This window comes from Candidatus Avelusimicrobium sp. (assembly GCF_051874775.1).
Taxonomy (GTDB): domain Bacteria; phylum Elusimicrobiota; class Elusimicrobia; order Elusimicrobiales; family Elusimicrobiaceae; genus Avelusimicrobium.
In genome coordinates this window covers 42,793-56,003 of the sequence record NZ_JBJEGE010000002.1, presented here as the reverse complement: position 1 = coordinate 56,003, position 13,211 = coordinate 42,793, and the positions used below count along the sequence as shown (strand labels likewise).

9 protein-coding genes are annotated in these 13,211 nt (G+C 47.0%); all 9 read left to right on the top strand.

Annotated elements, in window-relative coordinates; genetic code table 11:
- The 9 genes from ACI351_RS00265 to ACI351_RS00225 all read left to right on the top strand — a co-directional run bounded on the left by ACI351_RS00265 (position 1) and on the right by ACI351_RS00225 (position 13,196).
- Entirely contained in the window at positions 1-1,578 is a 1,578-nt protein-coding gene (locus ACI351_RS00265) for a GGDEF domain-containing protein (protein WP_439733260.1), read from the top strand.
- 337 nt (positions 1,579-1,915) lie between these two features.
- Positions 1,916-6,973: a hypothetical protein gene (locus tag ACI351_RS00260; RefSeq protein WP_439733259.1), complete on the top strand. Its 5,058-nt coding sequence runs from the start codon at positions 1,916-1,918 to the stop codon at positions 6,971-6,973.
- Between the two features lie 229 nt (positions 6,974-7,202).
- Complete coding sequence (locus tag ACI351_RS00255) at positions 7,203-8,180, top strand: hypothetical protein (RefSeq protein WP_439733258.1); 978 nt, start codon at positions 7,203-7,205, stop codon at positions 8,178-8,180.
- Between the two features lie 3 nt (positions 8,181-8,183).
- Positions 8,184-8,363 carry a hypothetical protein gene (locus ACI351_RS00250; protein ID WP_439733257.1) on the top strand — a complete coding sequence of 60 codons (180 nt, stop codon included), beginning with the start codon at positions 8,184-8,186 and terminating at the stop codon, positions 8,361-8,363.
- A 25-nt stretch (positions 8,364-8,388) separates the two neighbouring features.
- Positions 8,389-8,619 carry a hypothetical protein gene (locus tag ACI351_RS00245; protein WP_439733256.1) on the top strand — a complete coding sequence of 77 codons (231 nt, stop codon included), beginning with the start codon at positions 8,389-8,391 and terminating at the stop codon, positions 8,617-8,619.
- 5 nt (positions 8,620-8,624) lie between these two features.
- Positions 8,625-9,110 carry a TadE family protein gene (locus ACI351_RS00240; RefSeq protein ID WP_439733255.1) on the top strand — a complete coding sequence of 162 codons (486 nt, stop codon included), beginning with the start codon at positions 8,625-8,627 and terminating at the stop codon, positions 9,108-9,110.
- Between the two features lie 39 nt (positions 9,111-9,149).
- Entirely contained in the window at positions 9,150-9,905 is a 756-nt protein-coding gene (gene cpaB, locus ACI351_RS00235; protein ID WP_439733254.1) for a Flp pilus assembly protein CpaB, read from the top strand.
- 14 nt (positions 9,906-9,919) lie between these two features.
- Complete coding sequence (locus ACI351_RS00230) at positions 9,920-10,666, top strand: hypothetical protein (protein ID WP_439733253.1); 747 nt, start codon at positions 9,920-9,922, stop codon at positions 10,664-10,666.
- A 7-nt stretch (positions 10,667-10,673) separates the two neighbouring features.
- Positions 10,674-13,196, top strand: coding sequence for an ATPase, T2SS/T4P/T4SS family (locus tag ACI351_RS00225; RefSeq protein ID WP_439733252.1), 2,523 nt, complete (start codon positions 10,674-10,676; stop codon positions 13,194-13,196).
- Positions 13,197-13,211: the final 15 nt, after the last annotated feature.

Here is a 13,211-nt window from a genome sequence, read left to right as displayed (position 1 = left end):
ATGCTTGACCGAAAATCCTATACGCTTTATAAATTCCATAAACAATTGAATCAGTCTTTCCAAAACAAACGGTCGCTGTTGGAATGTGCGTTGCCTGCGCTGCGCAATTTGTTTAAGTTGGACCGCGTATACTTTTTCGACTGGCAGCAGGAGCGTGCGCTGCTGTCTTTAAAAATGATGTGCAAAAAAGAATACTGTATGGATATGCAGGAGGATATTTCTGTTCTGAATGAACCCGTCTTTTTGCGCCAGCTGCTGCAAACCGGTATTGCCGAAACGACCGATTTAAGTTATCCAGCTTTGTATGTATTGGTAAAATGGCAGCGGCCCAGTCTGGAGCTTAAATCGGGGGAAGTTCATTCTTATATGCAGGAAAAAGTGGGTGTGCTGCGTTTAGAACGCTTTCGCAAAAGCCGCGTGTTTACTAACGCGGAAATTGATTTGATTAAAGATTTGGGGCTTGAAATCTCCCATAATTTGCGTAATACGGAGATTGATCAGGCTAAAAACCAGCGTTTGCGTGTGTCTACGGCACTTAACGATTTATCCACCATTTTTGCGTCCTCTCTGCGTCTTAACGACGGTCTTGAACTGATTTTAAAAGGTGTGCAAAAGTATTTTCGTTTTGACCGCGTGCGGCTGTATCTGACGGACGCGGACGGCAGTGAAATCAAATCCGTGCTGGGGGTAGATGTTTCCGGCAAGGTAACCCAAGAGGACGGGAAAAACTTGGGCGGGGGGGAAACACACATTTTAAAAGAGGTATTTGATTCTTCAGCCACTTATCGTTCTGTGCGCAGCGTGGTATATATTCCGCTTAAAGTGCAGCGGAACAAAGTAGGTTTTTTGACGTTTGACAATTTGTTATCCCGCCGCAAAATCGGATATTTGGATTTTATTTCACTCCAACAGTTTGCCACGCAGATGGCACTGACGATTGATAATGCCCGCCTGTTTGAACGCGTGCAGGAGCTTTCCAATTACGACGAGCTGACTAAGCTGCCCGTACGCCGTTATTTCAATGAAAAATTTGCCGAAGAGATTTACCGTTCCAAACGGTTTGATTTAACGCTTTCCTTAATTATTATGGATATTGACTGGTTCAAACAGATTAACGACGGCTACGGCCACCAAATCGGCGACTGGGCGCTGAAAGAGGTCAGCCGCGTAATCCGCACCGGTTTGCGCCAGACGGACGTGCCCTGCCGCTTTGGCGGGGACGAAATGATTATTATGCTTCCGCGTACTAACGGCGAAGAAGCCAAAATTATCGCCAAGCGTTTAAAAGACCGTATCCACTCCATTATGCTGCCCGAACGATATACCGATGGCAAAGCTGTGCATTTAAGTATTAGCCAAGGAATATCCTCTTTCCCAATGGACGGCGAAACGCCGGAGATGTTGTTAGAAAAAGCGGATAAAGCGTTGTATGTGGTTAAGCAGAACGGGCGCGGTTCGTTTGCGGTATATCGCGAAGTAGCCGAACAAGCGGAAGCTGCCGTGGAAGCAGGGACGGAAAATTCGGCGGAACCTTTAGAAAAATCCTTGGCGGATGATTCTTCCCGATTGGAAAAATAAATGAGTTATAAGTAAAATACCGTTCTTAAGTCTATGCCGGTAGTCATTCTAGAGGGTTTTAATCTGAAAGCTATTGTTCTCTAGGTAATAGATCCCGTATAGAAACTTTACGGGATCACTTTTTATATAAGACTTCTGAGAAATCACTCCATAAATAAATCAGACGATCGAAAATCCAAAAAACAGTTGACAAGTAGCGCAAAAGTTGCAAAAATTTAAAGGTACTGTATCGGCGTGTAATTTTAACGCGCCGTTTTGCGCGTGTTTTTAGGTGCGCCACAGCTTTGTAAAACTTAATTTTACGACGGGACATATTCCCCAAATGGATACATATACAATGAACAAACTTAAAAGTTTACTCCGGGTTTTTTCGGGTAAAGCGGTGCTTTGCGCCGTTTTAGCCCTGTTGTTTTTTACGGCAAGTGCGTCGCTTTTTGCACAAACGGCTGAGGTAAGATATGCTGGCGTGTTTTATAGGGAAATGTCTTCCGGCGCAAGTGTACAAAATGTATATTGTGATTATTCTTTAGCCAATACTCCGTCTTTTTTGAACTTAAAAACGGCTTCTTCTCAGCCTGGTTTTTATTCCACTACGTCGGTGATGGAAGGGATGCTTTTCGGTGAATGTGCTTCTAAGGGAACTGCTATGAATGTGGGAGAAATTAGAACAGATGGGGACTTTCAAGTTCGCTTAGTTTCCAAAAAAACTGATTCTCCCGAATCGGCAAATTCTAGGATAAGCGATAAAAATTATAGCTTGTATGACCGTTTTTATGTGAAAAATCAATATTACAAAATAGAGGACTGCGAACTTGATACTGCTAGTGGCAAGTATAAACCTAAGGCGGGTGCAGTGCTTCAAACTTTTTACGATAATTATGAAATTGTTGGTTATAATTCTACAGCTTCCGGCTATGCTATTGATGTAGACTCCAATTCTTTGGATAACCGTAGTTTTGTGTATATGCCTAATCCTCCTGGTAACTCTAACACTACGGATCCGTGGGTGTCTTCGGCGTTGATTGAATACGATCAGCCGTATTCTTCTATTGCTAATGTTAATAATAAAACGTCTTATCCCAACCACTGCTTAGCGTTGTGTATGAATGTATACTGCACTAATAAACCGATAGGGGGTAGTACTTATTCCATTGCATTTCCGCTGCAGCAAGTTAAGTTTGATATTGTAAAATACTATAACAACAAAAACGTGGAAAACCCTGAAGAGACTCCCGCTATTCGTACTATTGATTTATATCCTAATCCAGAAGAGGCCAAATGTGGTTCGTATAAATGCCCCGGAAGTAGTACGGAGGGTAACACGTGTAATGCTGCCCAATATTACAGTATTGGATCGGAAAGTGTTGGCGCGGACTGTTATAAATTTTCTGATGGCTCGAAGTATGGTACAGTAGGTAGTGAGTGTACGTGTCCAAATAAGGTTTGTAACTATGCTGTGTTTAACGGGGATGGAATCAAATCAAATGGAAATGAAGCTATTCCTTTCTGTGCCGCATGGGACGGTTCATACGAAATTGCGGGAGAATTTGGTAAATCTAACGGGCAATATGCGTTCCGCGCAACTGTAGCTACAGATACCACTGGTGATAATATTATTACTGACAAAATTGAATTTAACTCCATTATTGCTTATCCGGGTATGAACCAAATCCCCATACAGGTGGATGTAACCAATATCCATACGGTGCGCAGTACGCCGTCCGTGGTGGGTAATATTACGGCCGTGTCCGCCCAACCTTATACGTATGCGTACCGCTTGAGTAAAGATGCGGACGTGCGCATTGCCATTTTTGACGCGTCCAACGGCGATAATATTAAGTATGGTGATGAAAATAACGGAACAATTAACGTTGGAGATGATGATCTGCAAGGTTTAGTCCGCACGTTGGTGGATTGGCAGCCGCGCTTGGGCGAAGGTTTGAAAGGGGTAGAAAAAGACGTACAGATTACGGAGTTTGACTCGTGGGACGGACGCAACGATAACGGAATGCTGCTTCCTGCGGGCAACTATGTAGTGTCGTTGCAGGCCAAGTCGCAAGATGAGTGGCCTGGGGTGGACTTTTCGCGCGCAGTTACAAGACAGCTTTCGTTGGATCCGTTGCGGTTAACGGATATACAGGTGACGGGATTGAATAAACAGTCTACGGGGTATGCGTCTATCAGCTATGTACCCACGGAGCCTGCCAAGATTTATTGGAATATCTACACACCCGGTACCTCTTTTGAGAAAAATAATTCTGGTGCGATATTAACGGATTCTTCTGAATCTACGGGTAAGGCTCCGACGCCTGTGGGCGGTTCGTTAGTCTACAGCTCTGTAGAGGATCGTACGGGGCGTATGAATTTTACCTCCCGCTGGGACGGATTGTGTAATCAAGAAGCGGGTTGTGCCCGCACCTATGCCTATAACGAAAAAATGTCCGACGGTGAATTATGTGGCAGTACTGCTCACCCCCTTAATAATGGCGTATGTACTGAAACCTTTGCCAACGGTGCACCTATGCCGGACGGCAATTATGTATACGTTTTATGGGCGGAGATCCCGTATAACGGCAAGTATTTAAATGCTGCTTCTGGTGTTAACGGAACGCCCGTATTTTATCCGGGGGGAGTTTGTGGCACGCAAGCATCAGGGCAGCCTGCCGGCGGTCTCGATAAAGAAATCAACAACCAATGTTTTACGGGTGTAAAAACGCTCAAATATAATACGGGTATGATAGCGATCGAACGCGGAATGGTGGACATTACCATTCAGCCTGTCAGCTATTCGACGATTGGATCAAGCCCGACGGCTTACGGTTTGGATCCCTTCATCTTTAAATACTCGGTAGTGCGCGAAGCGACGGCTGTTGCCAAAGTAGAAAACACGGCGGGCGTAGTGGTAAAATACTTAACGCCGGAAGAAGGCGTGACACAGGTGGCGCAGCAGTTAAATACCTTGTCGTGGGACGGACGTGATGATGCGGGCCGTATGGTCACTCCCGGGACGTATATGTTTGTAGTGGAAACGAAAGACGCGATGTTCCCTGCGGTAACAAACCGCGCGTCGGCGGTGTTCCCTGTAGATATGTACCGTGTGGTGGACGTAAGCACGACGGATGTATATGGGGACAGCGAAGCAAAAGCAACGATTTCGTATCACTTGTCCAAAGCGATGAATGTGCAAGTAAACATCTATAATAAGGATGTGGTCATTCCTGCGTATAATAATACAACGGGGGATTATGGGGACGCTGTTGTAACAGCTTCTTATACGGGGTCTGCATTTACAAGTTCGTTGGCTTCCGTTGCAATTCCTCTTAGTGGTGGTACGACTGCTACACTCACGAATGTGGCTTTCGGTACCACAACCAAATTAACGGGTTCCGCCAATCCGTATACGCGCGATACGATTACCGCGATTGAAAATCCAAATTATGTGGCGGGTTCTACGATTGCTAATGAATTGCAGTATAAAGTAACATTGTTGCGCGAAACGGTAAACATTACTGCTAATACTGCTGCGGCGTGGCCTCCGCGTATTTGCGATAAGAGGACGGATTCTGCTTACTTGACAGATGGTCATATTGACCCTGCCAAAAACCCGAAATGTATTTATGTGAACGATACCTCTTTTACCAACTACCCCGACAATGCGACGATAGCGGCCTCGGGCGTGGTGGATGTACGTTTGCAGCCTGTCAAAACGTTTGACCGCTCCTCTACGCGTGTAGGTGACGGGATGACGGTAACGGAAGAATGGGACGCGTTGTATTTCTATAATCCGACGTCCACAAAAGAGCCCGGCGCGTGTAAAGAGGCGACTGATTTGAAACAATGTCCGTACGAAATGGTTCCGGACGGGCAATATCCGTTCTTCATCTCGGCGCGCTCCGACGAACCGTTTGACCGGTATTATGCCAACGGTACGGAAGATATCGCCGGCGTGACGCCTGCTACAAAATACTTGGTTGGCGCACCGTTCAAAACGGCGGCGGAAGTAGTCCAGCAAGATTACTTGTACGCTACGGATAAACCCGTCAGCAAAGTGAACGTAACGCGCGGGCCGGTGTATTTCTTAGACGGTTCCACGGTGGTATACCCGAACTCTCCGCAGCTCTTTAACGTGTCGTCCGGCCCGATTTTCATCCCGCCGTACGAAATCAACTTTGCGGTGTCCCGCGCGGCCACCGTGGAAGTAGCCATCGTGGCACTTGAGCCGAACGTCTGTAACCCGGACCCCACCGTCCACCAAGATTTGAAACAGAACAAAGCGGGAGACGTGTGTAAATTCCTGTCGACGATGACGATAATGAACACGAGTAATTTTGACCCGAACGTCACGCGGAAGATTTACTGGGACGGAACGGACAATAACGGCTTCTACGTAAAATCGGCGGTATATGAAATTCGATTGACGGCCAAAAACTATCCGGATCCGGGTCTGTATCAGGAAACGGTGAAGAGTATAACGTTGAATGCCGACCTGTTAAAAGTGTTTGACCTCTTGGAAGCAGACGGGTATGCTCTTTCCCAACGTAACACGGATATGAAAATCGGTTATCAGATTTCGGTGCCGATGAAAGTGGCTATCCAAATCTTTAAACCCGGTACCACGATTTTCGATTACCAAAAAGGTACGCTGCGTAATCCGACGACGGGTAAAGAAGTACAGGATATTCACGAAGTATTGGTGCGCGCACTTGTTGGTATCCGTCCTGCTACCACATCAATAGAAGAATCGTGGGATGGACGCGACTATGCCCAGCAGGAAGTGCCGGACGGAACGTATCCTTTCCGTTTTGTAACAGCTCTCAATTCGTCCGATATTGACAGTATCACGGGTGAAATTTTGGGCAGCGACAATAGCAGCACCGACCAGACTAAGTGGGATATTCATAAAGTAGCAGATACATATGAGTATCAGAACCTGCACAAAGCGACGGTAGCTATCGGTGACGGACGCTTTGTGTGCGAAGACTGGGAAAAAACGGTATTCTTCTATCCGAACCCGCTGAAAGATGCTTCTAAGGGCACGTTGGAAATTACCAAAATGCCGGTGCCCGGTACGGTATCTATTAAGTTCTTTAACTTGGCGGGCGACTTGGTACGCGACGGCGGTTATACGTGTGTGGATGCGAACAATTATACGGTAACGATGGGAGATACGTTAACGTTTAATCCGGATAATATACCGGCTGGTTCTACTAAATTGGATGAAGCGGGGTTGGCGAATTTCCCGAATATCCGTAACGCTGCCTTGCGATGCCGGTGGGACAGGACGAACCAACACGGTCGTAAAGTGGCCCGCGGCGTGTATTTTGGACTGGTGGATTTTAAAGCCCAAAATGGTCGCGAACACTGCCAGAAAGTGGTAAAAGTTTTAGTACCGTAGGAAAATAAAGGGGAGAGTTGTCCTCTCCCCCTTATATTAAGATGGACTCGGAGTACGCTGGACATTGAAAGACGCAGGTATGCGGGAATTTTTCCCGTATGTTTGTGTAAAATTCGGAAGAGAAGACAGTCTTAGCGCAAGAATCCCATTTGCTGTGCTGGAAGTAAACAGAGTGAAGTTTTGCCGAATATTTGTAGAAAGCCGTATAATAAAACAGAGAAGCCAATTTATGAATATAAGAATAAAAGTTTTAGCTGCTTGTTTAACAGTTGCTTTAAGCACCGTTCAGGCGTTTGCTATTAACGAACGCGCCGGTACGAGTGCGAGTGCGTTCTTAAAGATTGACGCCGGTTCCCCCAGAGCGCAGGCTTTGGGTAATGCGTATGTATCCATTGCTGACGGACCGGAAGCGTTGTTTTGGAACCCCGCCGGTGCGGCGTCTGCCACCACGCGCGAACTCCAGTTTGCGTATTTGGACTATTTGCAGGGGTATAAGGCCCGCACGCTGGCGTATTTGCAGCCGATTGGGAAAACTATCGTCGGTGTGACATTTAACTATATGGATATGGACGATTTTGACTTCCGCGATAAATGGGGTAATCAAAATCCCACGGCGGGCGTGCCAGTGCGTAACTTTGTGGGCAGCCTGTCTTTGGCGCGCGGATTTTTCAGCCAGAAACTCCAAATCGGCGGTACGGCCAAATATATTACGGAACGCTTGTACAACGGCGAAGGATATAATAACTATGATAACGTCGGTTTTGACGTGGGGGCAAAATTGCGTCTCGTCAACTGGCTGGGATTGGGCGGTGCGCTTGTTAACATTGGCGATAAAGAAGAAATGCCGCGCGGCCTTCGCTTGGGTGCGGATATCAACACCCGCTATTTTACGGTTTCCGGCGAATATATTAAATACCGCGACGACGATTACCGCTACGGCGTGGGGTTGGAAGTCCATATCCCTGAGGACCTTTTGCAGGTGGCCCGCTTTGATTTGCGCGTAGGTTATTATTCGCGCGAAAATACAGGGATCAGCGATGAGTCGTGGGTAAAAGATGTAGGATTGGATGAAACCTCCAAAGTTTCGTTTGGGTTTGGGCTATACAGCTCCGAACTCTTTGGTTACGGTGCATCTTTGGATTATGCGGTAACGCCGTTTGGGGCGTTGGGTACGTCGCAGCAGATTGCGGTGTCTATCCAGTTTTAACATATGAAGATAAAGGAGATGTTGTTTAATAAAAGAGGGCAAACCGCGGTGGAATATATTGTAACGGCGGCAGGTCTTTTTACGGCGATTATCTCCTTTTATGTGCTTTATTCACACTTGGTTCCTCAGCAGTTTGACCAAGGTGCAAAAGTGATTTTGTCGGAATATGATACCGGAAGTTAATTTTTTAAAATTAGGAGGACGGAGTATGAAGTTTATCGTTGCTTTGCAAAACAAAATGGACGGTTTGAGAGAGAAAGCTTTTGACTGTCTGAAGAAAAAAGAAGGCCAGAACACGATTGAATACGTATTGATGCTCGTAGTAGTCGTGGGCGTGGCGGGTTTGGCCGGAGCGCTTATCAAAAAGTTTATGCCTGAACTTTTTGAAAACGTCAAAGGCAAAATCTTAGGCGGTATGAATTCTTCCGCTGAATATTAATTGATATGAAGTTTTTTAGGAAGTGTGGCGGGCAGGTAACCGCAGAACTGATGTTGATTTTGCCGGTATTTATGCTGATGATTTTCTTCGTGCTTGAATACGGCAATATTGCTTATCACACGCTTATTGCCAACCACGCTTCCTATGAATTTGCGCGTATTGCCTCGCTGGTATCGGTTAAAAAACCTAGCGGCCGGCCGGACCGGACGGTAATGACGCAAAAGATCAACCAAGCCAAGCAGAAAGTGTTTGGCAGTAAGGCGGGCAGCATAGGTGTTACCATAAAAGTAGAAACAACAGGTACGGACCCGATGTATAAAAAACACCGCCACGAGGATGTAATCGTTACGGTTACGTATCCCGTCCGTTTGGCGTTTCCCGGCACTAGTTTTATTTTGGCTAGCGAACCCCGTCGGGAAGGTATACGCAAAATTAAAGCTGTTGCGCGGATGCCGATTGAAAAACTGTATCTGAGTTCGGATACCAAATAGATTTGAATTGTTAATTTAACAGTTGTTTAAGGAGACAAAATGAAAAAAGGAATTTTCCTGCCGTTTGTAGTGGCACTTTTAGCGGCCATCGTATATGCGATGATTGTCAGTAGCGCGGAGAAGAAGCTGAACGCTTCCAAAAATATCCAACAAGTATTTGTACCCGTGCGTGACATTAAAGAACGCGAAGTGATTAAACGCGATGTTCTTAAAACTGTTCCGATACCGGCCGCGTATTTGCAGAAAGACGCGTTTACGTATTCTACCGCCGCTGACTTTAAAGCCATTGAAAATGCTGTGGCGCGCATTCAGATTCCCAAAGGCAACCAGATTTCTAAGTACGCCATAACCTCGCTGTCTCCCGAGGCCGGCTTGTCTAGCAAAATTCCGGTGCAGATGAGAGGTTATGTTATCAGTGTACCCATTACTACCGCCAGTATGATTAAACCCGATGACAACGTCGATGTGCTTTTGACCTTTGAAGCAACGATGAAAAACGGTTCGCGCCAAAAAGTGGCCGTGACGCTACTGCAGAACGTAAAAGTGTTGGGCGTAGGATCCGACTTAGGTCAAGGGCTTGATGCCCGTACCGCCGCGGCAATGAAAAACAAAGAAGAGGATGCTGCTGCATATTCGGATAATTCTGTGCTTTCGCTTTCGCTGTCTCCGCGCGATGCGCAATATTTAGCGCTTGCCCAAGCCGAGGGCGAGATTTCCGTCATCTTGCGTTCTCACGGCGATGTAACCAACTATTTGATGGAAATTGCTACATTCGATAAATTATTTAACAATTAACAACGGAATAAATTATGACCAATACAAAATTCATTACGAAGTTGTCACTTGCGGTATTGCTGCTCGGGCTGTTAGCACCGGCTGATTTGCACGCCAAAAAAACGCGCTTGGTTGCCGTCAGCGCCGATGTAGTGGAAATCAGCGGTACGATGCAAAGCGTAAAAGGGTTTTCTTGGAACCAGTTGTTTGATTTTGAAGAAGCCACTATTCCCGGGATTCTGTCTTTGGGCGAGTTTGAACGCAAAACAGCCGTTACCACACGTTTGCGATTGATGGAAACGGAAGGCCGCGCGCAGGTTTTGTCCAACCCCAAGATTGTTACTTCTTCCGGTAACAGTGCGAAAATTACGGTCGGCGGTAAAATTCCAATACCGATTGTAAATAACCAAGGCGTTGGTTCCCAGTTGGAAGAATACGGTATTTTGCTTAACGTGCTTCCGACGATTATTCCGGAACGCAATAACATTATCGATTTGCAAGTTCAGCTGTCCGTATCTACGGTGGACTATTCCAGAACCGTAGTTATCGGTACGGCGACTGCGCCGTCTTTTACTAACCGTGATGTGGAAACTCACGTGGAAATCAATAGCGGCGAAACTTTGGTCATTGGCGGGCTGAAAAGCAGCGCGCGCAACGTGTCCGAAGACCGCGTGCCGTTCTTAGGCCGTTTGCCGCTTATCGGCTTGTTGTTTAAGAGTAAAGACGTGACCGAAGAGCAGCGTTCGCTCTTCCTGTTCATTACAGTCGAAATCGTAGAGTAAACATTTTATGGCAGAAGAGTTTGAATCCCAACAATCCGACGCAAAAATTATTGCATTCGCCGGTCCGAAAGAAGGCGCAGGGCGCACAACGCTGGTACTGAACTTGGCTTTAGGCTGGGCGGGTATTCAAAAACGTCCGGTACTTATTGTGCCGCTCGATCCGCTTGCACGTCAGGAACACAGCTTTTATTTGGATATTGCCAAACCCGTCAGCGTGGCGGATTTGTTAAAAGTGTTGGGTAATACATCCATTGCTGTAGTTGGTGGTCTTTTGCGCGGAAAGATTTCTATGTCTCAGTGGGGGGTAGGTTTGCTTCCTCTGGGTAATACGCGTGCGCAGGCGGCCTCTATCAGCCCAAAAATTCTAATTCCCATTTTGTCCCGTTTGGCACAGACGTTTGATATCTTTTTGGATGTAGATTCTTCTTTCCCGATGCAGGCATTTGCGTTTGATATTGCCGACAAAATGTTTTGGGTTTCCAATGCCACTCGCACGCATATTAACTCCACCGTCCAATTGTTTAATGATTATAAAGAACAACGCTATCCGATGGACCGCGTCAGTGTGATTTGTAACGGATACGATATGCCCGGATCCATTCCTTACGAAGAAATGGAACGATTCTATTCCCATCTGGGACGCGAAGTGGATGTATTTCTGCCGTGGGATGCTGATGTTATGGCGACATCTAACCGCCGCGAGGTGGAAATTGTCACGAACCCACAGTCTGAATGGGTAAAAGGCCTTCGCCTTGTTTTGGCCAAAATTCGCGATTTGAAACCGGCTCCTAAAGACTGGGTAGCTTCGGTATCGGATGAAGAATTTGCCCAAGCATCCAAAGAAATTTGGTCACCCGTATTGTTTGACGACGGTAAGGGGGCCGGTTCCGCGCAAAGCCACATTGCCAACGAGGGCGAAGAAACCAACAGCGCCAAGTTGTCTTTTTGGGACGATTTGAAACAAAAAGTGCACAAAGAGGTTGTGCATACCTTGGAAATCGAACATATCGTTATTAGCGAAGAAAGCTCCGCCAGCGAACAGACCCGAAAACGCGTGGCCGCTATTGTAGACGATATTTTACAGAAGCAGCCTAACCTTCAGTTCTCGCGCGACCAGCGCACGCGTTTTACTTCGGAACTGCTCGACGAAATTTTAGGTTTGGGTCCGTTGGAAGTGCTGATGCGCGATTCGGCCGTTACCGAAATTATGGTTAACGCCTTTGATAAGATTTTTATCGAACAAAAAGGTAAGTTAACCTTAACCAAATACAAATTTAGAAATAACGAACAGGTAGTGCAGGTCATTAAACGTATTGTGGCGCCGCTGGGCCGCCGTATTGACGAATCCGTGCCGCTGGTAGACGCACGTTTGAAAGACGGCTCCCGTGTAAACGCCATTATTGCACCTTTGGCCGTATCGGGGCCGACGCTTACCATCCGCCGATTCTCATCCAAGCCGTTTGGTCCGGAAGATTATTACCGCTTTGGTACGATTAGTCCGGAATGTATGGAGTTTATTAAAAAATGTGTGAAAATCCGCAAAAATATTATTGTTTGCGGGGGTACGGGTACAGGTAAAACCACGTTCTTAAACGCGATTTCCGGTTATATTTCCAACGATGAACGTATTATTACCGTGGAAGATACTGCAGAGTTGCGTCTCCAGCAGCCGCACTGGGTGTCTTTGGAAAGCCGTCCGCCAAACGTGGAAGGAAAAGGTGCCGTTACCATTCAGGATTTGGTAAAAAACTGCTTGCGTATGCGTCCCGACCGTATTGTGGTCGGGGAGTGCCGCGGCGGCGAAGCGCTTGATATGTTACAGGCAATGAACACCGGTCACGAAGGTTCGCTGACCACCATTCACGCCAACACTCCGCGCGACGGTTTATCCCGTTTGGAAGCAATGTGTATGCAGACGGGTGCCGATTTACCGATTTTCGCTATCCGCGAAATGATTTCTTCCGCTGTCAATATGATTGTGCAGCTCTCCCGTTTTTCAGACGGTTCCAGAAAGGTAACTTATATTACTGAAATGCACGGACAGAAAGACGGCGAAATCCAGTCCACAGATTTGTTCCGCTATGTGCAGACGGGTGTGGACGAAAACGGCAAAGTACAGGGGCTATTCGCTCCTACAGGCAATTTGCCTACGTTTTATGAAGAGTTTGCCGCTAAAGGCCAGCCGGTAGCAGAAGATGTTTTCCGTAAAAATGCGGTTCCGTTGGATGAAAATGGTGATCCGGACCGCGAAGCCATCAGAAAACTGGTGGTTTCTATGCAATCCAAGGCCGCACAGAGTGCGCCTGTACGGAATGTGCCGACAGCTCCCGCCGCAGCGGCAGCACAGCCTGTCGCACCAAGCGCTCCGGCATCTGTCACAGCGCCCGCGGCGCCGTCCGCTCCGGAAAAATCGGCAGAGGTACAAAATGCACCGTCTGCACAGCGTACGCTGCCTCCACAGGCTCCGGCTGTACCTAAAACGTCGCAATCCCCGCAAGGAAGTATTCCTCCGGCTCCGCCGCAGGCATAATGGGTTGCCGTAAAT